A 23,915-nucleotide genomic window follows, 5' to 3' on the forward strand; every position below is an offset into this window, starting at 1 on the left:
ATGAGGCCGAGCACACGAGGCCGACCGCGCGAGCGAGTTCCGCCCCGAGCTCCGGGTCACACCGCGGCGGCGGAGCTCCCCCTGGTCAACCGGTTCACGCGCAGGCCGCCGACCACCCGGCACACCAGGTAGATGCCGAACGAGACGGCCGTGACGAACGCGCTCACCGGCACGCCCGGAGCCAGCGACAGCAGGATCCCGCCGACGGCCGCGACCTCGGCGAAGACCACCGACAGCAGCGTCGCCTTCACCGGGCTGGCCGTCACCCGCATGGCCGCCGCACCGGGGGTGACCATCAACGCCATCACCAGCAGCGCTCCCACCACGTGCACCCCGAGCGCGGTGGCGATCCCCACCAGCAGCGCGAACACCGGTGTCAGCAGTCCGGTCGGCACACCCCGCGCCGCGGCCACCTCCGAGTCGACGCTGGCGAACAGCAGCGGGCGGTACAGCAGGGCGGTCACCAGCAGCACCACCAGCGCGGCCACACCGAGCAGGGTGACGTCGGCCGAGCTCACCCCGACGATCTGCCCCACCAGCAGGGTGAACTTGTTCGAGGCGCGTTCGGGGTTCATCCACAGCAGCAGCACTCCCAGACCCAGCCCGAACGAGAGCACGGCGCCGATCACCGAGTCGCGCTCGGTCTCGCGTTGCCCCAGCAGCCCGAGCAGCAGCGCCGCGACCACCGCCCCGGCCAGCGCACCCACCGTCACGCCGACACCGATCAGCAACGCCGCCGCGGCTCCGGTGAACGCGAGCTCGGCGGTGCCGTGCACGGCGAAGGACATCTTCCTGGTGACCACCAGCGGCGCCAGCACGCCGGAGACCAGCCCCAGCGCCGCCGCTGCCAGCAGGGCCTGCTGCACGAAGGGGTAGCCGAGCAGCTCACCGGTGAGGCCGAAGTCGAATATCCTGCTCAGCGCGTCCAGCAGCCGGTTCATGCCTCGCCCCCCTCGTGCACGTGGTGGTCCTGCTCGTTCTCGGCCCCCGCCACGACGAGGCGGCCTCCGACCCTGGCGACCTCGACCTCGGTTCCGTACAGTTCGGACAGCGTCGTCGAGTTCATCACCTCGTCGGGGGTGCCGATCCGGAATCCGCCGTTGACCAGGTACAGCACCCGGTCCACCAGCGGCAGCACCGGGTTGATCTCGTGGGTCACGAACAGCGCCGCCGCCCCGGTGGTCCTGGTCTGGCGGCCGATCAGTTCACTGACCCGGCGCTGGTGCGAGGGGTCCAGCGAGAGCAGCGGTTCGTCGCACAGCAGCACGTCCGGTTCGGACACGATGGCCTGCGCGATCCGCAGCCGTTGCTGCTCCCCGCCGGAGAGCAGCCCCAGGGGGGTCTTGGCGTAGTCGGTGGCATCCACGGCGCGCAGTGCCTCGCGCACCCGGCGCGCCCGCGCGGCGCGGTGCCGCAGACCGATGCCCCAGCGGTGTCCGTCCAGCCCGAGCCCGACCAGGTCGTTGCCGCGCATGGTGAGGCTGTTCTGCAGTGAGCGTTGTTGCGGGATGTAGCCGATCCGGTCGTTGCCCCGGTACGCGGGTTCGCCCGCGATGCGTACCGAGCCACTACTCAGCGGGGCCAGTCCCAGCAGCACGCGCAGCAGGCTGGTCTTGCCCGCGCCGTTCGGGCCGAGCACCGCGAGGAACTCGCCGGGGGACACGTCGAGATCCAGGCCCCGCCACAGCTCGCGCGGGCCGTAGGAGAGCGCCGCGTCGCGCAACCGCACGGCGGGGGGCCGCTCCCGGCCGGTCGTGGTCTCGTCGGGTCGTGTCTCGTCGGTGCGGTGCTCGGTCGGCTCCGTCGACGGCTGCGGTCGCTGCACTTACTGCCCCCCGGTTCCCGCGGTGTTGTCGTCGAGCGCGGTGTCCAGCGCGGTTACCCGGCCGGACAGCCACTCCGAGTACGTCCGGTCGTCGGGCAGCGTCTCCGGCATGGCGACCACGGGGATGCCGTTGTTCCGGGCGCGCTCGGTGATCCGTTCCGTCAGTGGGGAGGCGGTCTGCGGGTTGTGGATCAGCGCGGCCGGCCTGCCCGAGCCGACGAGTTCCTGCAGCTCCGCCACGGTGGCCGCCGCCGGGTCGTTGCCCGCCTCCACCGTGCGCACGAACGAGTCGGGTGTGATGTCGGTCAGTCCCGCGTTCTCCAGCAGGTGGTCGGCCACCGGGGCGGTGGTCATCACCTCGGTGCCGTGGTGCTCGTTCCGCAGCTCGGTGATGTTCCGCTCGATCTCGTCGAGCCTGTCGCCGAACTGGGTGGCGTTGCGCTCGAATCTCTCGGCCCGATCCGGGCGGAGTTCGCCGAGCCGAGCGGCGATGCGCTCGGCGACGAGCCGCGCGGCCTCCGGGTCGTACCAGACGTGTTCGTTGCCGGAGTGCTGGTGGCCGTGCCCGGATTCGGCGTGCTCGTGGCCCTGTTCGGACTCGGTGTGCTGGTGTTCCGATTCGGTGTGTTCGTGGCCGTGCTCGTGACTCTGCTCGGATTCCGCGTGCTGCTGGGCGGAGCCGGGGGGTGAGCTCGATTCGCTCTCGGAGTGGCCGCCCGCACCGGAATGGCCGCCCGACCCGGGGTCACCGCCCGACTCTGCCACGCTCACCGCTTCGATGCCGTCGGTGGTCCCGTCGCCGTCGCTGAGCAGTTGGCTGACGAAGGCGTCGTAACCACCGCCGTTGTAGACGACGAGGTCGGCGCGGTCGAGCCGGGCAGCGTCGCGCGGGGTGCTCTCGTACGAGTGGGGATCGGCCTCTTCGCTGTTGATGATCGACTCGACCTCGGCCTCGTCGCCGGCGACGGCCTTCGCCACGCCCGCCCACATGTCCGTGGAGGCCACCACGGTGGGTTTGCCGCCCTCCGAGGTGCCGCCGGTGCCGCTGCCGCAGGCACCGAGCAGCAGCGTAGCGGCTGTCAGCCCGGCTAACGCCGTTACGCCGCCCGCGCGATGGCTTCCGGCACGTCCGTGGTGGCAACTACGCGGTGTGTTCACGAAGACTCCTGCTTGCCGGATCGTGTCAACCGACTCGACCGCTAATGGAAATCATTATCGATTGGAGTCTACGCGCCGTCGTGGGCGGGCTTCCACCCAGTACCCGTTCGGATGACATGAGCACGGACACGCGTGCCCGGTGGTTTCGATCCGAGCGGGCACGCGAGTTCGGCCACGGGAGTGTCAGCCCGTCAACCTGGCCCCCGTGCTCGGGTCGAACAGGTGCAGCTCGTTCGGATCCCGTGTAATCACCGAGACCCGCTCACCGAGCGTGGGCGGCTCGCGGCCGTCGATGCGCACCACCAGTCGCGTGTCGGAATCGGCAGTGTCCGGACGCGCGTGCACCAGCGCGTCGGCCCCCAGCTCCTCCACGAGTTCGACGGTCAGCTCCGCGCCGTCCCCACCGGGTGCGCCGAGTCGCAACGACTCGGGGCGCAGGCCCACCGTGACCTCGCCGAGGCCGCGCGCGGAGGCCTCCGAAACTGTCTCACGGGGCAGTGGCACGGTCTGCCCGTCGAAGCTCGCGCCCTCTTCGGTGAGTCGCGCCGTGCGCAGGTTCATGGCCGGGGAGCCGATGAACCCGGCGACGAAGGAGTTGGCGGGCCGTTCGTAGAGTTCGCGCGGTGTGTCGACCTGCTGGAGCTTTCCGTCGGCCAGCACGGCGACCCGGTGCCCCATGGTCATCGCCTCGACCTGGTCGTGGGTGACGTAGACAGTCGTGGTGCCGAGCCGTCGCTGCAGCGCGGCGATGTTGGCCCTCGTCTCCACGCGCAGTTTCGCGTCCAGGTTGGACAGCGGTTCGTCCATGAGGAACACGCTCGGGTCGCGCACGATCGCCCGACCCATCGCGACTCGCTGGCGCTGCCCGCCGGACAGTTCCCGTGGTTTGCGGTCCAGGTACTCGCGCAGGTCGAGCATGTCGGCCGCTTGGGTGACCTTCTCCCGGATGACGTCCTTCTTCGTCTTGCGCAACCGCAGTGCGAAGCCCATGTTCTCTGCCACCGTCATGTGCGGGTAGAGCGCGTAGGACTGGAAGACCATCGCGATGTCCCGTGACTTCGGGGGAACGTTCGTGACATCGTTTCCGCCGATGTTGATGGCACCCTCGTCGACGTCCTCCAGCCCGGCGACCATCCGGAGTGCCGTGGATTTGCCGGATCCGGAAGGTCCGACGAGCACGAGGAACTCGCCGTCACCGATCCGCAGGTCCAGCTCGTCCACCGCGCGAACCGGTTTCGTGCCCGGGAATACACGTGAAGCGCCGTCGTACGCGACCTCGGCCATGTGTGACACACCTTTCACCGAAGGATTGGTCTGGACAAATTATCCTTCGGTGGATCGTGCCGCCACCCCCGAGTGTCGGAAAGAATTCGTTTTTCAGCGTTCGGCCGCGTTCCGACGGGCCGGGTTTCCAGCCGGGTTCCCAACGCGTTTCCAGTGGGGTTCCGGTGGGCAGCGGCGTTCCCACCTCCCGCGTCGAGCCCTGGTCGGGAGGCTCGAAACGCGGTGCGGGTGTCCGCTCGGAACCTCCGGCACCATGGGCTGGAGCGGGCTGGAGGTTCCGCCTGGCGGCCCGCCGCGGTGGGGGTCCGCGAAACTTCGGCAAAATGGTTGTGGGATCTGGGTCATCAAAGCTTCACCCACACTTACTGAACCGTTACGGTTCCCGCATGGTGCGGTCTACGAATTCGAGGCGACCCGCGACACTGGCGTCGCTCGCCGCGGAACTCGGCGTTTCCCGGACTACGGTCTCCAACGCCTACAACCGTCCCGACCAACTTTCCCCGGAACTGCGCAAACGCGTACTCGACACCGCCCGCCGACTCGGTTATCCCGGTCCGGATCCGGTGGCGCGCTCGCTGCGCACCCGCAAGGCTGGGGCGGTCGGACTGCTGCTCACCGAGAACCTCTCCTACGCGTTCCGGGACCCGGCCGCCGTCGGTTTCCTCGAAGGGCTCGCGTTGGCCTGTGAGGACGCCGATCACGGGCTGCTGCTGATACCAGCGAACCCGGAACACGAGGACGTGGCCTCGGTGCACAGCGCCGGTGTGGACGGTTTCGTGGTGTACTCCGTGCCCGACGACGATCCGCATCTGGCCGCTGTCATGGAACGCCCCGTTCCCACCGTGATCTGTGATCAACCCAGCCTGCCCGAGATCGACCGGGTGGGGATCGACGACGGCGCTGCCATCAAGGAACTGGCCAGGCACCTCATCGAACTCGGTCACCGCAAGATCGGCGTCGTGTGCATGCGGCTGGCGCGGACCCGCAACGACGGGCCGGCGTCCCCCGAACGGCAGGCCAATGCCGGCTTCCACGTGCAGCGGGCCAGGCTCACCGCGTTGTCCGAGGCCTTCGCCGAGGTCGGGGTGGACTGGGAGCAGGTCCCGGTCATCGAGCGCTTCGACCACACCACGGAGTCGGGTGGCTCGGCCGCCGCCCGGCTCATGGAGCTCGACCCGGAGATCACCGCGATCATCTGCACCTCCGACATCCTCGCGCTGGGTGCGCTCACCGAGGTCAGAAGGCAGGGCAGGCGGGTGCCGCAGGACATCACCATCACCGGTTTCGACGGCATCGACGACGCCGAGCGGGTCGAGCTGACCACCGTGCGCCAGCCGGTGCTGGAGAAGGGCAGGGCAGCGGGCAGATTGCTGCTGGACGCGAGCGAGTCGACCGGCAAGCCGCGCGAGGTGCTGCTCGACACCCAACTCGTCACCGGTTCCACCGCGGGATCACCCCGTTCGGTGGAGGAGCGCTGGTTCGGGCCCTGACCGGTTCGCGGCGGCCACACCGGTCTCGTCGCCGGGCGTTTCGGCACGGTGGTGTCGGGGCCCGGATCGGCTCCCGCCCACCGATCCGGCCGGAGGCTCCCGGCCAGCCCCGCACTGGTCAGCACCGCACTGATCAACCTCGTACCGGGCCGCCCTGCAACGGGTTGCGCCGCAACAGGCCGCGCCGCGCCGGAGGGGAGAGCTCTCCCCTGTCGAGCAGTTTGTAGGCGTCCCGCGAGACCGCCAGCAGTTCCTCGGTGGGCAGCTGGGACTCCGGGACCTCACCGGCCGCGGTCTCGTAGGCGTCGTGCAGCTCGATCAGCGCCTTTCGGAGGCGTTCCGGATCGGTTCGCTGCGGTTCGGTCAGCTCCCTGACCCGCGCCAGCGAGTCCCGCAGCCTGGCCAACCAGGCCCCGTGCGGGGCGAGCCAGGCCACCAGGACGGCCACCGCCGCGCCGAGCAGGGTCGCCCACAACCTGCTGCTGACCAACTGGGCCGGGCTGGCCTGGGTCATCATCCCGCTGACCAGCAGCGCTACCGGGGTGGCGAACAACAGTCCGAACGCGTAGTTGACGGGCATGGTCGCTTCGACGGCCCACTGCAGCGCGGCCAGCAGCAGAATGATCACCCACACGGCCGGATGCAGCGACAGCAGCACCAGCCCGAGCAGCACGCCTCCCACCGTGCCCGCGACACGTTGCAGCATCCGCGGTACCGAGCGCGAGGTGCTGGTGGCCTGCAGGACCGATACCGCCGAGACCCCGGCCCAGTAGATGTGTCCGGTGTCGAGCAGGTCGGCCAGCACGCCCGCCAGCAGCGCGGCGACGCCCACCCGCAGCGCGAACGGCACCAACCAGCTGCCGGAGCCCTTGCCCGGGCGCACCGCGGCCAGCAGTACTCCCCGGATCGTGCACCACCGGGAGGGCGGTAGCGCCGGTACGACCGCCGATTCCTCGCGGGCGTATCCGGGGGCGGCGGGGGAGTCCCCCCTGCGGATCCCGGCGGCCGTCTCGCGCAGCGACCGGATCGTCTCGCTCGCCGCTCGCCCGGAACCGCCCAGCACTTCGCAGATCTCGGTGGTCTGGATCAGCCTCTGGTGCTCCGCCGTGTCACGCTGTCGTCCCCCCACCAGCGCCAGACGTGTCCACGCGGCCTCCACTGCCACGGCCGATCGGTGCCTGGCCAGCACGTCGGAGCGGTTCGACAGATAGGCGGCGGTGGCTTCCAGGGCGGAGGCCACCGCCCTGCGCTGCGGGCGCAGGCCGGCGAACGCCGCCCCCACGGTGCAGATGAGCCAGGCGAAGGCGCCGCTGACGGCGCAGACGGCCAGCTGGGGCGCGACGTCGGCGGGGGTGATGGCCAGGTTCGCGCAGGCACCGGTGGCGAACGAGAAGATCAGCCCGCCGGGAGCGCCGAGCTTGACGGCCGTGGTGGCGGCGGTGGCGACCGCTCCGACCACGGCGGTGCCGGTCACCACCAGCAGTCGGTGTTGCCACGGTGCCACGTCGGCCAGCGCGATCGCGTCGCCCAGACCTACCGCGATCACCATTCCGGCGGCGACCGCCGCCAGCGAACGGGTCTGGTTGCGGTACGGCTCGCTGCGGCAGTAGACGCTGGTCAACGCGCCGAACACCGCTCCGGCGACCAGGTCCAGCCGGTCGAGTCCCAGCAGCACCAGCAGCGGTGTCAGTACCGACAGGAACGCGCGCAGCGCGGGCCACAAGATGGGGCCATGCCGGTTGATGTGAATGGCCTCACGCAGATGACGTGCCAGTATCGTCGAGGACACGTTCTATTGTAATACACAAGTATTTTACTAGTGAAGTGATGGTGGGATGAGACGCACGCCGGACATCATCAGTGCCGCACGCGGGCAGTGGAAGGAGATCCACCCCGAGCTGGACACCTCCAGCATGGAGATCGTCGGGCGGGTGCTCCGCACCGCAGCCGTACTGCGGCAACGATTGGACACCGTCCTCGGTGACGAGGGACTCAACCGGGCCGAGTTCGATCTGCTCTCCGCGCTGCGCCGCAGCGGGGAACCGGTCACACCGGGGCGGCTGAACGGCCTGATGGTCGCCTCCGGAGCGGCGACCACCAAACGGGTGCAGCAGCTGGCCGAACGCGGTCTCCTCGAACGCATTCGGGACCAGCACGATCGCCGCAGCGCGCGGGTGCGGATCACCGATCACGGTGCGGAGCTCATAGACAGGGCGTTCGCCCGCAATCTGGAAGCCGAGCGCGAGCTGCTGGCCGGGATGAACACCAAACAGCGGGAGGCGGTCTCCGGTGGGCTGGCGGAGCTGTTGCGCTCCCTGGAAGGTCCCCCCGCGCCCGCGCCGCCCGCATCCTCGCAGCCTGATTGACGCGGCCTGACTGACGCGGCCGACCGAGGACATCCGCCCGGGTGTCGCAGGGGAGCGCGCTCGGCGGAAACCGGGGAAACCGGTCAGTAGTTCCGCCAGGCCCCCCGCTCGTACCGCACGATTCTCGGGTGCATCAGAGTGGATGGTTCGATGTCGGCGATCCGGTCCCGATCCGGCGGGAACACGGTCGCCGCGCGCAGCGTCCGCTCGTCCAACGTGCGCAATCCCGGCACCTCCTCGGGCAACCGCGGTGACGGCGCCGAGTCCCCCGAGACACCCAGCTGGAAACCCCACTGCCCGAAGCTCGGGATGGGGCGGGAGTACGGCACCGTGGCCAGTCCCGCCTGCCGCATCGATGCCTCGACGCACCAGTAGGCCTCCGGCGCGAAGTACGGCGACCCCGCCTGCACGTTGACTCTGGCCCCCTCGGCCATCGAGCGGCGCACCAGCGAGTAGAACTCCGTGGAGTACAGCTTCGCGGTCTCGGTGGAGTCCGGATCCGGCATGTCCACCAGCACCGTGTCGTAGCGCCGCTGATTGTCGCGCAGCCAGCTGAACGCGTCCGCCGAGACGGTGTTCACGCGGGGATCGTCGAAGGCGTGCTCGTTCAGCGAGGTCAGCCGCGGGTCCTCGCGCCCCAACCGCAGCACCGCGGGGTCCAGCTCGACCAGGGTCACCCGTTCCACGTCCGGATAGCGCAGCACCTCGCGCAGCGCGAGCCCGTCACCGCCACCCAGGATCAGCACCTCGGAGTGATCGCCCGTCATGGCCGGATGCACCAGCGCTTCGTGGTAGCGGCGCTCGTCCACCGAGCTGAACTGCAGATCGCCGTTGAGGAACAGCCGGGTGTCGGTCCTGCCGGACAGCGATTCGGAACTGGTGAGCACGATCTCCTGGTACTTCGACCGCTCCGCGTGCACCACCGGATCGTCGTAGAGCGCCTGGCGCGCCGTCGTCTCGAACCGGTCGGAGAGCACGAACGCGCCGCCCAGCACCCCACCGATCAGCACCACCGAGGCCGTCAGCAGCACGACGAGCCGCTTTCCCAGCTCGACGCGGTACACCGTCAGGATCAGGCCCAGACCGGCCGCCGCGTTGAGCATGCCCACCAGCAGGGCGCCCCGGACCTGGCCCAGCAGCGGCAGCAGCAGGAACGGGAAGGCCAGCCCGCCGATGAGGGCTCCCACGTAGTCCGCGGCGAACATGTCGGCCACCGCGGAACCCGCTTCCTGCCGCCTGATCCGCTGCAGCAGCACCATCAGCAGCGGAATCTCCGCGCCGATCAGCGTGCCCAGCACCAGCGAGGTCACGATCAGCATCGGCATGTACATGCTCAGCCACGCGAAGGCGGCGTACAGACCGAGCACGCTGAGCCCGCCGAGCAGCGCCAGCACCAGCTCCACGGCGACGAAGGAGACCGCCGCCCAGCGTTGCAGCGGTTTGGCGAGCAGCGCGCCGAGGCCCATGGCGAACACCATCAGCGACAGCACGATGGAAGCCTGTCCCACGCTGTTGCCGATCAGGTAACTGCCGAGCGCGACCAGTGCGAGCTCGTAGACCAGCCCGCAGGCCGAGCAGACGAACACCGCCAGCAGCACCGTGAACCGCGCCATGCCGGGACGACGGTACCGGTGCTGCCGGGGCGTCGCGGTGTCCTCGACCGCTCCGTCCGGGTCGGAATCCGTCGTCCCGTCGAGGTGGTCGTCCTGCGCGGTGCTGCTCATGGCGTTTCGCTGCTCTTCGATAGGGAGCGGTGGGTCACCAGATCGCCGCGGCGATGATCGTCGCGATCACCACGTGCGAGGAGGCCGAGACCCAGGTGCCCGGGTGGATGGACGCTGTGGAGAGCTCGTCACCGAGCCTTCCCGGCGTGATCGCGTCGATGAGCAGGAAGGACAGGCCCATCAGGATCAGACCGAGCAGCCCGTAGGCCAGCGTGCCGATCAGTCCGTAAACCAGGTCGTTCGAGCTGGCGGCGATCGCGGTGGTGAGGATGATGCCCACGCCGATGAGCCCGGACACCAGCAGGATGGCCGCGTTCGCGTTGCGGTGCACCCAGATGAGGTCGCGGAGCTTGCCCGGAGTGGCCAGGTCCACTAGAACGTAGCCGAGGACCATCAGTACGGCCCCGACGATGCCGTAGGCGATCGCCGCGGACAGGCCGAAGAGCAGTTCCTGGAACAACTGTTGCGCCTTTCGGATCGTGATGTGAACGGATCACCGGTCACCGCTGTGTTGGGGCGTGGCCGGGTTCTCGTGGTCGGGTCACTGCTGTGGTGGCCACCGCGGACCGGGGGATTGACCGGGTGGGGGAGGTTGCGGCGGCTGCTGCCCGGGTGGTGGTCCCTGTTCGGGAGGACCGCTCGGCGGCCCGTCCCGGCCGTCCCCGCCATCCCCGCCCCGCTGTCGTACGAGGCCGACGGTGCCGAGCACGATTCCGAGCACCGTGACGATTCCGAGCACCACCAGCCACACCCAGCGCCACAGCCCGGGAATCCCGGTGTCGGCGCTCGGTAGCGGTTCCGCGGCGCGGGTCTCGGTCCGGCTCTCGGCCGCACGGGCGGGCAGCGATCCTTCCTGGGTCAGCAGCAGCGGCAACGCGATCGCGGCCTGGCCGGTGGTGTCCACCGGGGCCTCGATGAACCGCTCGGCCGTGATGCCGAGCTCGGCGAAGTCCGAGTCGTACGGCAGGTCCATGTTCGAGCCGGAGTCCTGGGCGACCTCCAGCTCGACAGCGCTCCACTGCTCGCTGGTCGCCGAGGTGTAGGCGACGGTGGCCCGCAGTTCGACCCACTCCTCGCAGGTGCTGGCCGGGGTGTTCGGGCCACGGCTGGACCCCTGGTCGTAGCTGTGCGCGGGATCCGCCGGGGAGTTGGACTCGTCCGACTGAGATGCCTCGGAATCCTCCTCATCGGGCATACCGATGTCGCGGTCCGGTTGGGACTCGTAGAGTTCGGAGTATTCGAGATCGTCGCTGCCGTCGGTCAGCTTCCACCCGAAGCAGACACCGTAGCGCCGCTCCTCCTCGGCGAGTTCCTCGGAGAGCTGGCGGGAGTCGGCGTCGGTGAACCGGGGGATGGACTGCCCGCCGTAGCTCTGCGCCCTGGAGTACCTGTCGCTCTCCTCGCCGTAGAACGACTCCGAACCGCCCTTCCCGCCCGTGCCCAGGACGATCAGGGTGAGCACCAGGGCCGCGATCCCGAAGAACGCCAGCAGCCCGACTGTCTTTCCGGTCTTGTTGTCGTTCGTTCCGCTGTTTCCCGTGCTCATTTGCCCGATCCCGGTCCGCCGCCACGGAAGCTCTGTCCGTGCGGTCCGCCCCAGCCCCAGACACCGCCGACGACGTGGTGGTAGTGGCTGTTGGCCTCGTCGAGTTCCATGACGTGGATGACCGAGCCTCGGTTACGCGGCTGAACGATCACGGCGTCCTCGCTGTAGCGCAGGTAGATGCCGCTGCCCTCCGCGTACTGCGAGATCGGTTCCCAGGAGTCGGTGATGTCGTCGGCCACGGTGGACGGTTTGAGTTTCGAGGTGTAGGCCTTGTTGTCGTCGTCACCCGGTTTGTCCAGCTGGACGGCCCTGGTGTAGTTCTTCGCCACGTAGGCCCGTGGCCCCGTGCCGGTCGAAAAGATCATGACCATCGCGATGATCAGCGCCAGAAACGCCGTCATACCCGCGATGACGAACCAGAATTTCGGTTTCATCGCCTCGCCCGGTTCCTCCCGTCAGGCCGAAGCCGGATAGATACGCACGTCGTAGCGGGTGAGTTCCTCGCCCAGGGTGGCTTCCCAGTCGGCGCCGTCGAAGGACTCGAAACCGAGCATCGTGCCGTCGGAGGCTTCGTAGTCGTGGTAGCGCACGCTGCCGCTCTCGTCGAGGCCGGTGGTCGCCTCACTGCGGAACCGAGCCGTGCCGGACTCCTCGGAGCGGAACTCCCGTTCGCCGAATCCCAGTTTCGCGGGTCCCGGTGTCGGTACCTCGGTTTCCACGGGCGTCCACTGCGTCAGGACCAGGTCGGGATCCTCCTCGACCCCAAGCCACACCTGGGTGCCCTTGGCGTCGTCCAGCAGGTGTTCCGACCAGCGCCAGCTGCCCTCCGACAGTCGCAGCGTTCCCCGCACCGTGTAGGACATTCCCCGGACCTCCACGATGTCGCCCGCGGTCAACGAGCGCGGGTCGCCGCGCAGCGTGTCCTGATCGGCGGTGTCGAACGGGTCCTTCGGGCCCCGTTCGCCGTGGTCGGAGCCGCCCCGCTGCGAACGCCGACCCCGGAGCACGAGCGCGATCACGACCGCCACCAGTGCTACCAGCAGGATGAGGATCGGAAGGATCACGAATATGTTCAACTAAGCCCCCTGAGCGATTCCCGAGCACCACCGGCCGATCGGTAGCGTATCGGTAGTGACGTGTGGTTGTCCGCCGTTCGGGTGAAAAAACATGTCACCGAGTGTGATTCGTGACCCGTTCGGGAGATCAGTACGTGATTCCCGCTACCAACGGTGCCACGCGGGAGGGACTCGCCGGGGCTCTCGAACATCTCGGGGATGACTTCGGCCGAACGGCGCCGCGTCGGCCTGACGGTGGCGGAACGCGGTAGCACGCGCCCCGCCACCGGCGGTGTGAACCGGCGTGAACACCGGTCAGCCGGTCGCCGCTCGGCTCATTCGTCCAGCAGCTGGGCGCAGCGGATCAACCCGAGGTGGGAGTACGCCTGCGGGTGGTTGCCCAGCGAGCGTTCCGCGATCGGGTCGTACTCCTCGGACAGCAGGCCGGTGGGGCCCGCGTTGTCCACGATCTGCTGGAACAACTCCTCCGCCTCGGTGCGCCTGCCGATCAGTAGGTAGGACTCGATCAGCCAGGTGGCGCACAGGTGGAACCCGCCCTCGTGGCCGGGCAGACCGTCGTCGCGGCGGTAGCGGTACACCGTCGAACCACTGCGCAGCTCCGACTCGATCGCCGTGACGGTGGACCTGAACCGCTCGTCGCTCGGGTCGATCAGACCGGAAAGCCCCACGTACAGCGAGGCCGCGTCCAGGTCAGACCCCTCGTAGGCGGTGGTGAACGCCTGCACGTCCGGATGCCAGCCGTTCTTGAGCACGTCCTCGGCGATCTGCTCGCGCAGCTGCACCCACCCCGGCTCGGCAGTCCGGTCGTAGTGCGCCGCCAGCTTGATCGCCCGGTCGATCGTGACCCAGCACATCACCTTGGAGTAGACGTGGTGCCTGGGAACGTCGCGTTCCTCCCAGATGCCGTGGTCCGGCTCGAACCAGCGCCGGGTCACGGCCTCCGCCATGCCTCTGACCAGCTCCCAGTCGGCGTCACGCAGCTTGCCGTGCGCCAGGGCCAGATCCGTGGCCAGCTCCACCACTGGGCCGAACACGTCCAGCTGCACCTGTTGATCGGCCAGGTTGCCCACCCGAACCGGTCGGGAACCCGCGTACCCCGGAAGGCTGTCGATGACCGCCTCCGGGCCGAGCGTGCCACCGGTCAGCGAGTACAGCGGGTGCAGCCGTTCCGGGCCGGGCAGGGTGTCCATCACCCGGTGCAGCCAGTCCAGGAACGCCTCGGCCTCGGCGGTGGAGCCCAGCGAGACCAGCGCGCGGGCGCTCATCGCACCGTCCCGCAGCCAGCAGTAGCGGTAGTCCCAGTTGCGCACCCCACCGATCTCCTCCGGCAGGGAGGTGGTGGCCGCGGCCATGATCCCGCCGGTGTCGGTGTTGCAGAGCCCCCGCAGCGTCAACGCCGAACGCACCACCAGGTCGGTTTCCAAGTTCGGCAGCCGCAGCTGCTTCACCCACTCCGACCAGTACCGGTTCGCGATCGACCGCCGCTCCGGCTCGGCGAGATCGGAACCCGCCAGCGTTTCCGTGCCGCAGCGGAGCTCCAGCACCACCGGGGAATCCTCGGACAGGTCCAGCTCCGCGTGCGCGGACTCGTGCATGCCGTCCGAAGTGATCCACCACTTCACCGAGGGCGAGTACAGCACCATCGGTTCCGAGGTGCCGTGCACCCGGATGCCCTCCGATTCGGCGGTCATCCGCACCGGGACCTGGCCGAACTCGGGACGGGGCGCGAACTCCACCTCGGCCTTGGTACTGCCGCTGATCACCCGGATCAGGTCCGTGCGGTGGGAGTCGCCGCCGTGCTCCAGGTAGTCGGTCACCAGCAACCGCGACCAGCGGGTCTCCACCGTCATGGTGCCGGGTATGTAACGCTGCCCCAGCGGCAGCGTGCTGCGCGGCGCGCCGTTGCTGTTCTCCGGCTGCGGCTGCGCGGGCAGCACCGAGAAGTGCCCGGCACCCTGCCCACCCAGCAGATCGGCGAACACGGCGGCGGAATCCGGGCCGGGGTGGCACATCCACGTGACCCGGGCGTCCGGCGTCAGCAACGCCACCGTGCGCTCGTTGGCCAGCATCGACAGCCGCTCGATGGCCGGGGCCTGCTCGCCGTACAACCAGGTGCGGCGTTCCTCCATGAGCAGGGCGAGCACCGTCGCCACCCCGGGTGTGTCCGGCACCCGGTAGTGGCCCAGCGTATCGCCCTCGCCGACCTTGATGCCCAGATCGGGGCCGTGCAGTTTGCTGAAGACCTTCTCGTCGGTGACGTCGTCCCCGAGGAAGATCGCCCCGGTGCAACCGGTCTGGTGCCGCAGCGCCTCGAAGGCGTTGCCCTTGTCGGTCTCCACCACGGCGAGCTCCATCACCGACTTGCCGGCGGTGACCTGCACGCCTTCCCAGGTGGCCGGTCCGGAACGGACCGCGTCGAGAACGCTCTCGCTGACCTCGGGGTCCGCCCTGCGGACGTGCACGGCCACGCTGGCCGGTTTCGCCTCCAGCGTCACCCCCGGCTGACCGGCGGTGATCTCCTGCAGGCTGCGCTGCAGCTGAGTGCGCAGGTGCGTGGTGTCCGGGTCGAGCTCGTGCACGAAACCGACGTCGAACTCGGAACCGTGGCTGCCCACCAGGTGAACCTCCGCGGGCAGCCGGGACAGCGTGGCGAGGTCCCGCAGTGCCCTGCCCGAGATGACCGCGGCGGTCGTGGTGGGCAGCGCGGCCAGCGAACGCATCGCGTGTACGGATTCGGGTAGTGGTTTGGCCTGACTCGGATCCCCCACGATCGGGGCCAGTGTGCCGTCGTAGTCGCAGGCGACGAGTAGGCGAGGTGTGCGCGCGAGCTGCACGATCGTGCGACGAAGCTCGGCGGGGAGGGCTTCGGCGGTCAACGCCACACTCCTGTTGAGATCTCGGGATGGTCGGAAGGCGGGTCGAACACACGGGCCGCGGGTGTCGGCCCCACGATTCGTGGTGGCCGCTTACGCGTGCCGCCGGTCGACCGGTGTATCGCTATTGAAGTGGTCGGGCCGCCGGCCCCGGAGCCGTGCCACGGCCCGGTCCGGTGGTCGGTGAACCGGTGCCCGAGTCGACGTTCGGTGACGCCGCGGTCCACATCGAGCGGACGATCACGCCACGTGCCCCGCCGACTCGCCGGTCGTTCGGCTCGACAGCCGGAGTACCCCGGCGCGGCCGGGCCGGACACACCGTACCCGGCTCCGGAACCGACCCGAACCCTAACGGCACCTCGTGGCGAGGTCGTCCGCCACGTTCCGGGCGGCGACAGCGCCCGGCCGTGGCGGGGGATCTCCCGCGAGCCGTGCCGTAGCCCATGCGTCCACCCGGTTCCGTAGTGTCGAGGTCCGCCGTCGACCGATTCCTACTCCGTCGGCGAAGCTCCCAGCGCCTCGAGGAACGACCGCGCCCAACGGTCGACATCGTGCGTGAGCACTTGCCTACGCAATGCGCGCATCCTACGGCGTCCCTCGGCCTGCTCGATATTCAGGGCCGCCAGCATCGAGTCCTTGACCCCGTCCAGATCGTGCGGATTCACCAGTAGCGCGCTGGTGAGTTCGGCGGCCGCTCCGGCGAACTCACTGAGTACGAGGCTACCTCCGAGGTCACCGCGGCTGGCCACGTACTCCTTGCAGACGAGGTTCATCCCGTCACGAACCGGCGTAACGATCATGACATCGGCCGCGCAGTAGAACGCGATCAGGTCCTTTCGATCCACCGAAGTGTGCAAATAGTGCACGGCCGGGTGACCCACTCGGCCGAATTCGCCGTTGATGCTGCCGACCTTGCGCTCGATGTCCTCGCGCATCTGCTTGTAGTGCTCCACCCGCTCCCGGCTGGGGGTGGCCACCTGGATCATCGCGACGTCCTCGACGGTGGCGTGCCCCTCGGACAGCAGCTCGTACATCGCGTTGAGCCGCACGTCGATCCCCTTGGTGTAATCCAGCCGGTCGACACCGAGCATGATGCGGCGCGGATTGCCCAGTTCGGAACGAATGGCCTTGGCCCGCTGCTGCACCTCCCTGGTGCGGGCGAGCTGGTCGAGCTCCCCCGAGGCGATGGAGATGGGGAACGCGCCGACCCGCACGACCCGATCACCCACCTGCACCACACCGGGACGGGAACGCACCCCCACCTGGGCGCGGCTGGGTTCGAAACCGGCCAGCCTGCGGGCCAACCACATGAAGTTCTGCGCACCGCCGGGACGGTGGAAACCCACTAGATCCGCGCCGAGCAGCCCCCGCACGATCTCGGTCCGCCACGGCAGCTGCATGAACAGCTCCACGGGCGGGAACGGGATGTGCAGGAAGAACCCGATGCGCAGGTCGGGGCGCAGTTCGCGCAGCATCGCAGGGACCAGCTGCAACTGGTAGTCCTGGATCCACACGGTCGCGCCCTCGGCGCTGACCTCGGCGGCCGCCTCGGCGAACCGCTGGTTAACCCGCTGGTAGGAGTCCCACCAGGAGCGGTCGAACACCGGTGGGACCACCACGTCGTGGTACAGCGGCCACAGCGTGGCGTTGGAGAATCCCTCGTAGTACTCCCGGAACTCGGCGCTCGACAGCCGCACCGGGTGCAACCACATGTCCCCGTCCGCGAAGGGGTCCACTTCGACGTCGGCGACGCCGGGCCAACCTACCCACGCCCCCTGCCGGGCACGCAGGAAGGGCTCCAGAGCGGTCACCAGCCCGCCAGGGCTGTGCTTCCAGCGCTGGGTCCCGTCCTCCATGCGTTCCAGGTCGACCGGCAGCCGATTGGCGACGACGACGAAGTCAGCTTTCCTGGGCTCACTGCCCTTACTCACCGGTCTTCCTCCTATGGTCCGGTTGCGGTTCGGATGCGGGGCTCACGTGCCCAGCCCGAGCAGCGCGAGCGGAACCGGCTGCCGAGTCGGACGCGTCCGCGGGGATACAGGGCACGTGGCCGTTCGCTCGGCGTGCCTCGCGACGCCGCGGACCTTCGACCCGGACCGTCCGGTTCCGCCACCGCCCGGTCGAGCCGAAGAGTTCCGGGAGCGGCTCCCGAAGTCGGTTACCCGTGGTCGAGGCTAGTCAATCGTGATCCACTTCGCGTGGTTCGAGCGTCGCAACGCGGTTGGTCGGGTCCGATCATCCTCGCAGGGTGCGCGCGGGGCAGGAAGCCTCGCGCGGCCGGACTTTCCGAGACGGTGGTGCGAGATCGCGCCTTCGGACGCGGATTCGGTGGACGGGACCTCAGTCCAACCTGCGGCTGGTGGGGCGCAGCGGTCCCGACATGCGGGGACCGGACATCCGCCGTTCCAGCCTGCCCAGCCCCGTACGCACCGGTTGCGAGAGGAACTCACCGAGCACCACGCCCGCACCGAGTGCCAGCCCCGTGGCCGCAGCGATCATCAGGGTGGACAACCCAGTCGGGTTGCCCTGCACCGACAGTTCGTACAGCGCGCGGTAGGTGGCCAGCCCGGGCAGCAGCGGTGCCACGCCCGACACGGCGACGACCAGGACCGGGATGCGGAGTCGGCGTGCGATGACCCCGCCGATGAAGCCGACGATGGTGGTGGCGATGGCCGAGGCGAAGATCGGGTTGAACTCGATCCTGGCCATGACCTGGAAGACCAGGGCGGCGATGGCCCCGCCGCCCGCCGCCATGATCAACGGGCGCGGCGGGGAATAGCTGGCCACCGCGAAGCACGCGGAGGTGGCGGCCCCCGCGAGACCCTGCAGCGGCAGTTCCAGCAGGCCGGGGAACGGCAACACCCCGCCGCCGAGTTCCTGCACGTTCAGCCCGCCGCCCAGGGCGTCGGCCCCCAGGATGCGCAGTGCCATGTACAGCGCGAGCACCACGCCCGCTATCAGCCCCGCGGAGGTCAGCGCGAGTTCGGCTATTCGGCCCGCGGCGGTGACGTTGTATCCGGTGATGGCGTCCTGCATCGAGCCGACCACGGTCATGCCGGAAAGCAGCACGATGATGTTCGCGGCCACGGCGAGCGCGGCCGTGGGCAGGATGTCCGTGGCGAAGCAGGCCAGTGCCACGCTGGTGGCCAGCGCCCCACCCACGGTCTGCTGGAAGAACACCGGCAGGCCGCGTTGGTTGAGCAGCCGCCCCACCCGGTCGACCAGGGCGGTGGAGGCCGCGGCGACCAGCGGCAGCATCGGTGGGGTGGTGCCGCCGCCGAGCAGCACCGACAGCGCGGCGGCCATGCCCGCCCAGGCCAGGGTCGACACGGCGCGGGGAAAGGGGTGCGGGGCGCGGGCGATGGTCTCCAGCTCGGCGTAGGCGTCCGAAGTGGTGATCTCGCCCGCGACGATGCGGCGGATCAGGTGTTCCACCTCGGCGAGCCGGCTGTAGTCCAGCGAGCGGTTGCGCACCACGCGCAGCGAGGTGATGGGGAGGTTCTCCGTCCCCCGGTAGCAGGAGACCGTGATGGACGTGTAGATCACGTCCACTTCGCAGTGCGGCAGCCCGTAGGCGTCGGTGACGCTGGTGATGGTGGCGCTGACGTCCGAGGCGCCGACGCCGCTCGCCATCTGGATCTCGCCGATGCGCAGCGCCAGTTCGAGTACGAGATGGACCGTCGAGTCGTCGGGCAGGGCGGGGCCGTAGACGACGTTGCGAGTCCCGACGGTTTCGGAAGGGTCGCGTCGCCGCAGCACACCACGTGCGCGCTGCGTGATTCCCACTGCCGCTTTTCCTCCTTGCATGACCTTCCGCGTGAAGCGCGGTTCGTGCTGTTCACCCCTGGAATCGCCAGCCACGTACGCACCGTTGCACTCCCCCGGGGTGGCGTCCATCACTGGTCGCCGGTGTGACTCGGCGTGTCGCTCTTCGGGCTCGCCGCCGTCCGAGGGAGTTGTCGTGCGGGGCCGTTGTCGTGTGGTCCTGCTCCGGCACGATTCGGAGCGGCCGGTTCACGCCGCCGCGCCACGCTCGCCGGTGCGTTGCCGTGCCCGGTCCGCTCGGATCGATCCGGTTTCGGGGCGATCCGATTTCGGGACGAGGGGCCGGGAACGGTGTTCTTTCCGGTGGTGCGGTGGGGTTTCGTGAACCGTGCTCCGCCGTCCGAGCCTACGCCCGGATCTTTCCGGGGAGTCGCCCGTTACCGCATCGTGGGACGCGGCGGAGCGTGCGCCGTCACGTGGTCGGGTGGGTGAAGCGCGGGCTGGACCGTCGGCACCCCGGAGTCGGGGCAGGTGCGGGTCCGCCCGAGCTTCGGCCCGGCGCTGGCTCCAGGGCGCGATGCCCGGCCCGGTGCCTCCTCGCTGTGAGAGCGGGGATTACCATGGGGGCGTGTGGAACTGATCCACACGCGCCGCTGTAGCTCAGTTGGCAGAGCGCCCGCCTTGTAAGCGGAAGGTCAGGGGTTCGAGTCCCCTCAGCGGCTCCATCTCTCACCTGGGATTTCCTCTCCAGGGCCCCCGCTTCGGCGGTTCTTGTGACCCGGTTTGTGACCCACAGTCCCTTATTCTGGGTCCATGGGTCGGCGTTCGAAGGGAACTCGTCGTCAACGAGGCACGATCGATCAGCTGTCGAACGGTGCGCTACGTGTCCGGGTCTCGGCCGGTCTTGATCCGGTGACCAAGCAGCGGCATCGACTCATCGAGGTCGTGCCCCCAGGTCCCCAAGCACTCGCCGAAGCCGAACGCGTTCGCACTCGTCTGCTGAACGAGGTGGATGAGCGGCGGAGTCCGCGGACGCAGGCGACGGTCGAGCAGTTGCTGGAGCGGTACCTGGATCAGCATTTCGATGGTGAGCCGTCGACGAAGGCGAACTATCGGCGCTATGCGCGGTTGCACGTGCTGCCGTTCATCGGGCAGGTCAAGGTCGGCCAGCTCGACGCCGACGCGCTGGATTCGTTGTACGCCGAGTTGCGGCGGTGTCGGGATCACTGCTCGGGTAAGCGGCGAGCGGTGGATCACCGAACGTGGGGCGAGCACGAGTGTGATGATCGGTGTCGGCGGCACGAGTGCAAGCCGTTGGGTGCGACGACGATCCGGCACATTCATTTTCTGCTGTCGGGTGCGTTCAAGCGTGCGGTGCGGTGGAAGTGGGTGGCGAGCAGTCCGGTGGGTCAGGCGGAGCCGCCGGCGGCTCCGCCGCCGCGTCCGAGTCCGCCGTCGGCGGAGGAGGCCGCGCGGATCCTCAACGAGGCGTGGCGGCGTGATGCCGACTGGGGTGCTCTGGTGTGGACGGTGATGACCACCGGTATCCGGCGGGGTGAGTTGTGCGCGGTGCGGTGGCAGCACGTGGATCTGGAGTCGGGGGTGTTGCGGCTGGAGCAGGCGGTGGCCTTTGACGATGAGGCGGGGGAGTGGTTCGTCAAGGACACCAAGACGCATCAGCAGCGGCGGATCGCGTTGGATGCCGAGACCACTGCTGTGCTGGCGGGGTTGCGGGCGCGGCAGGAGCAGCGCGTCGGTGATCTCGGGCTCGCGTGGTCGCGGGAGATGTTCGTGTTCTCGCCGGAGCCCGATGGTCAGCGGTTCGCCAAGCCGGATTCGGTGACCCAGCGCTATGACCGGATGGTGCGCAGACTCGGGATCTCGACCACACTGCACAAGCTGCGGCACTACTCGGCCACCGAGCTGATCTCGGCTGGCGTGGATCCGCGGACCGTGGCCGGGCGGCTCGGGCATGGTGGGGGTGGTGTGACCACGCTGCGGGTGTATTCGGCGTGGGTGTCCGAAGCTGATCAGCGGGCCTCGCGGGCGTTGTTCGAGCGTGTTCCGGAACGTCCGGATGGGCCGCGGTCTGTCGAGGAGCGTGCGAAGATCGCGCCGGAGAACCCGTACGAGCGGATCGCCTCCGACATCCGAGCACAGATCGCCGCAAGGCAGCTCACCGACGGTGCCGCGATTCCGAGCCTGAAGAAGCTCATGGCCGAATACGACGTCGCCTCGGCCACCGCCAGCCGCGCCGTGTCACTGCTCAAGACGTGGGGGCTCGTCGAAACCACCGGAGCCGGCCAGCCGAACACGGTCTCCGTCGGGGCATGTGAAGCCTTGGCAACGGAGGCTGAGCACTCGAACGAGATAGCCCTCCGGTCACCTGAAGAACCGCCTCGCAACTGGGAACCAACGAGCGATTCCATGACCACCTCAGTCGAGGAAGGTCCGAGGATGTTGAGTTTCGAGCTCCGCTATCTCGGTGAACTCGTCCGCACCTTCACCGCCGAAGCCGACCCCGGCAGTGCCGATCACCTCAAGCGTCTGCTCACCGCCGCCGTCCGCCGCGACGGCCGCAGTGACGCCGAGATCCTCGACTACGAGCTCGACGTTCGCGATTCTGATGGTGAGCTCATAACCACCTTCGTCAAGATGGCGGCGTAGACGGGTGGTTTTCACTTCTCCTCCCTGAGGATGACTGTCCATCGTGCTGTAGCTGAAACCCCGCGCCTGCGGGGAGCACCGCATCGCGGCGGCCAGCATCTCCGCCACGTCCGGATCATCCCCGCGCCTGCGGGGAGCACTTCGCGGGTGATGCCGTAGATCTGGCCGAGGAAGGATCATCCCCGCGCCTGCGGGGAGCACCAGTAACCACGTCGCCGCGATCGCCCTACCGAGGGATCATCCCCGCGCCTGCGGGGAGCACCTCGGTGAGCAGCCCGCTGTGGGCGAGACCGAAGGATCATCCCCGCGCCTGCGGGGAGCATGGCACCATCTCCGGCGAACGCAGCGACCCGTTCGGATCATCCCCGCGCCTGCGGGGAGCACGAGGGCGCGCTCGCACGCGCACCGGAGGAAGAGGGATCATCCCCGCGCCTGCGGGGAGCACTCGCGGCGCACGAGCGCGTCGGCCACGTCCTCGGGATCATCCCCGCGCCTGCGGGGAGCACGTGCAGCGCGCCGAGGAGATCCGCGAGCTGTCGGGATCATCCCCGCGCCTGCGGGGAGCACGACACCTGGCTGTCGTATTGCCCCTGAGTGACCGGATCATCCCCGCGCCTGCGGGGAGCACGCTCCGGCCGGGGGTTTTTCCTCTCTGTGGCCGTGGATCATCCCCGCGCCTGCGGGGAGCACGGGCAGTCCCCAGCCCTCGAACACGCTGGGCTGGGATCATCCCCGCGCCTGCGGGGAGCACGATCCGGATGCGGCCCCGGAGGGGTCGGTGACGGGATCATCCCCGCGCCTGCGGGGAGCACGACCGACGCCGAAGACGAAGCCGAACTCGGCGACGGATCATCCCCGCGCCTGCGGGGAGCACACGTCCGTCCCGTAGATCATGGCGAGCCTCCCGGGATCATCCCCGCGCCTGCGGGGAGCACATCACCATAATCGAGATTACGAAGATTACTCTCGGATCATCCCCGCGCCTGCGGGGAGCACACCGCCGGAAACGATCACAGGACGCGTCGGGAGGGATCATCCCCGCGCCTGCGGGGAGCACTGGTTCATGGTGGGTTCCTTTCCCGGTGTTCCGGGATCATCCCCGCGCCTGCGGGGAGCACCCGATCCGCACTCCCTCAGCGGTGCCGTGCCGGGGATCATCCCCGCGCCTGCGGGGAGCACCCGGCACCCTCACCCCCGGGTGGCTGTCCAAAGGGATCATCCCCGCGCCTGCGGGGAGCACCGTCACCCGCGCCGCCGTCCACGTGGCGTGCACGGATCATCCCCGCGCCTGCGGGGAGCACTCCTAAGAAATCTAAGAAAACCAAAAATAACGAGGATCATCCCCGCGCCTGCGGGGAGCACGTCTTCGTGTCGTTCGACTTCGCGTCGTCCGGCGGATCATCCCCGCGCCTGCGGGGAGCACGCCCGGTTTAGATTGCCCGCTACCCCCGTTAGAGGATCATCCCCGCGCCTGCGGGGAGCACCTTGGCAGTGACATTACGCGTGCGCGTGGGGACGGATCATCCCCGCGCCTGCGGGGAGCACTCGATCCCGGATAATCGGGTGCTAGGTCACCCAGGATCATCCCCGCGCCTGCGGGGAGCACTTCGTTAGCCGCGTGCCAACCAAGAATGAAACCGGATCATCCCCGCGCCTGCGGGGAGCACTCTAGAGACATCCCCGTTGGTAGAATAAATGAGGGATCATCCCCGCGCCTGCGGGGAGCACTGTGATAATATTTGAATTCATTGTTAAACCGGATCATCCCCGCGCCTGCGGGGAGCACAACCGTCCCCACGATAGGATTCTGATATGGTGAGGATCATCCCCGCGCCTGCGGGGAGCACACCTCCGTTAGATTCGTTAGGGTTATAGTTCGCGGATCATCCCCGCGCCTGCGGGGAGCACACTTGATGACCAGGCACTATACAGCCCGACACAGCAAAATAGCTTCAGTTTGTGTCAAACAACCACCAACCAAAACTACCTCCACGCCACACCACACAACCGACAACCACCCGCTCCTTAACACCACTTAGATCCTCCACGGAACCGGAGGACAACCACATTCCGGTCGAAAGTAGTCAGTGGTTCGTTGGTCAAGCTTAGCGTCAGGACAGTCCCTGTGGAGTTGCGCTTGT

At 68.8% G+C, this 23,915-nt stretch carries 16 protein-coding genes, 1 tRNA gene and 1 CRISPR repeat array; of the genes, 4 read left to right on the forward strand and 13 right to left on the reverse strand.

The window, feature by feature from the left end; translation table 11 throughout:
* Nucleotides 1-56: 56 nt before the first annotated feature.
* The 4 genes from J2S53_RS18105 to J2S53_RS18120 all read right to left on the reverse strand — a co-directional run bounded on the left by J2S53_RS18105 (nucleotide 57) and on the right by J2S53_RS18120 (nucleotide 4,267).
* Nucleotides 57-941 carry a metal ABC transporter permease gene (locus J2S53_RS18105; RefSeq protein WP_456241966.1) on the reverse strand — a complete coding sequence of 295 codons (885 nt, stop codon included), beginning with the start codon at nucleotides 939-941 and terminating at the stop codon, nucleotides 57-59.
* A complete protein-coding gene (locus J2S53_RS18110; protein WP_456242826.1) occupies nucleotides 938-1,729 on the reverse strand; it encodes a metal ABC transporter ATP-binding protein in 792 nt (263 codons plus the stop codon). Before J2S53_RS18110 ends, J2S53_RS18105 begins: the two co-directional genes overlap by 4 nt.
* Nucleotides 1,730-1,825: 96 nt before the next feature.
* Nucleotides 1,826-2,983: a metal ABC transporter solute-binding protein, Zn/Mn family gene (locus tag J2S53_RS18115; RefSeq protein ID WP_456241967.1), complete on the reverse strand. Its 1,158-nt coding sequence runs from the start codon at nucleotides 2,981-2,983 to the stop codon at nucleotides 1,826-1,828.
* 183 nt (nucleotides 2,984-3,166) lie between these two features.
* On the reverse strand, nucleotides 3,167-4,267 hold the full coding sequence (locus J2S53_RS18120) for an ABC transporter ATP-binding protein (protein WP_456241968.1): 1,101 nt from the start codon (nucleotides 4,265-4,267) through the stop codon (nucleotides 3,167-3,169).
* A 386-nt stretch (nucleotides 4,268-4,653) separates the two neighbouring features.
* Between J2S53_RS18120 and J2S53_RS18125 the strand changes: the two genes are divergently transcribed.
* A complete protein-coding gene (locus tag J2S53_RS18125; protein ID WP_456241969.1) occupies nucleotides 4,654-5,757 on the forward strand; it encodes a LacI family DNA-binding transcriptional regulator in 1,104 nt (367 codons plus the stop codon).
* A gap of 133 nt (nucleotides 5,758-5,890) precedes the next feature.
* Here the strand turns inward: J2S53_RS18125 and J2S53_RS18130 are convergent, their stop codons facing one another.
* Nucleotides 5,891-7,546 (reverse strand): FUSC family protein, encoded by a 1,656-nt coding sequence (locus tag J2S53_RS18130; protein ID WP_456241970.1) that lies wholly within the window; start codon nucleotides 7,544-7,546, stop codon nucleotides 5,891-5,893.
* Between the two features lie 46 nt (nucleotides 7,547-7,592).
* On the opposite strand from J2S53_RS18130, the gene J2S53_RS18135 reads away from it, so the two are divergent.
* Entirely contained in the window at nucleotides 7,593-8,123 is a 531-nt protein-coding gene (locus tag J2S53_RS18135) for a MarR family winged helix-turn-helix transcriptional regulator (protein ID WP_092973861.1), read from the forward strand.
* A gap of 83 nt (nucleotides 8,124-8,206) precedes the next feature.
* Here the strand turns inward: J2S53_RS18135 and J2S53_RS18140 are convergent, their stop codons facing one another.
* From J2S53_RS18140 to J2S53_RS18175, 8 genes are all read right to left on the reverse strand, one after another.
* On the reverse strand, nucleotides 8,207-9,847 hold the full coding sequence (locus J2S53_RS18140; protein ID WP_456241971.1) for a polyamine aminopropyltransferase: 1,641 nt from the start codon (nucleotides 9,845-9,847) through the stop codon (nucleotides 8,207-8,209).
* Between the two features lie 34 nt (nucleotides 9,848-9,881).
* On the reverse strand, nucleotides 9,882-10,307 hold the full coding sequence (locus J2S53_RS18145; RefSeq protein ID WP_092973867.1) for a DUF350 domain-containing protein: 426 nt from the start codon (nucleotides 10,305-10,307) through the stop codon (nucleotides 9,882-9,884).
* Nucleotides 10,308-10,388: 81 nt separating this feature from the next.
* Nucleotides 10,389-11,393: a hypothetical protein gene (locus J2S53_RS18150; RefSeq protein ID WP_456241972.1), complete on the reverse strand. Its 1,005-nt coding sequence runs from the start codon at nucleotides 11,391-11,393 to the stop codon at nucleotides 10,389-10,391.
* Nucleotides 11,390-11,827, reverse strand: coding sequence for a DUF4247 domain-containing protein (locus J2S53_RS18155; protein WP_456241973.1), 438 nt, complete (start codon nucleotides 11,825-11,827; stop codon nucleotides 11,390-11,392). The genes J2S53_RS18150 and J2S53_RS18155 overlap by 4 nt, the downstream gene beginning before the upstream one ends.
* 21 nt (nucleotides 11,828-11,848) lie before the next feature.
* The gene (locus J2S53_RS18160) at nucleotides 11,849-12,457 is read right to left on the reverse strand and encodes a DUF4178 domain-containing protein (RefSeq protein ID WP_456241974.1); all 609 of its coding nucleotides are present in this window, start codon (nucleotides 12,455-12,457) and stop codon (nucleotides 11,849-11,851) included.
* A gap of 326 nt (nucleotides 12,458-12,783) precedes the next feature.
* Complete coding sequence (otsB, locus tag J2S53_RS18165) at nucleotides 12,784-15,345, reverse strand: trehalose-phosphatase (protein ID WP_456241975.1); 2,562 nt, start codon at nucleotides 15,343-15,345, stop codon at nucleotides 12,784-12,786.
* Nucleotides 15,346-15,833: 488 nt separating this feature from the next.
* Entirely contained in the window at nucleotides 15,834-17,273 is a 1,440-nt protein-coding gene (locus tag J2S53_RS18170) for an alpha,alpha-trehalose-phosphate synthase (UDP-forming) (RefSeq protein WP_456241976.1), read from the reverse strand.
* Between the two features lie 409 nt (nucleotides 17,274-17,682).
* A complete protein-coding gene (locus J2S53_RS18175; RefSeq protein ID WP_456241977.1) occupies nucleotides 17,683-19,128 on the reverse strand; it encodes a threonine/serine ThrE exporter family protein in 1,446 nt (481 codons plus the stop codon).
* A gap of 628 nt (nucleotides 19,129-19,756) precedes the next feature.
* Here J2S53_RS18175 and J2S53_RS18180 point away from each other — a divergent pair.
* Both J2S53_RS18180 and J2S53_RS18185 read left to right on the forward strand, forming a co-directional pair.
* A tRNA-Thr gene (locus J2S53_RS18180) sits at nucleotides 19,757-19,832 on the forward strand.
* 88 nt (nucleotides 19,833-19,920) lie between these two features.
* Complete coding sequence (locus tag J2S53_RS18185) at nucleotides 19,921-21,774, forward strand: tyrosine-type recombinase/integrase (protein ID WP_456241978.1); 1,854 nt, start codon at nucleotides 19,921-19,923, stop codon at nucleotides 21,772-21,774.
* Nucleotides 21,775-21,825: 51 nt separating this feature from the next.
* Nucleotides 21,826-23,682: a CRISPR direct-repeat array (repeat unit 28 nt; unit sequence GGATCATCCCCGCGCCTGCGGGGAGCAC).
* Nucleotides 23,683-23,915: the final 233 nt, after the last annotated feature.

Source organism: Actinopolyspora lacussalsi (genome assembly GCA_030803735.1).
GTDB lineage: Bacteria > Actinomycetota > Actinomycetes > Mycobacteriales > Pseudonocardiaceae > Actinopolyspora > Actinopolyspora lacussalsi.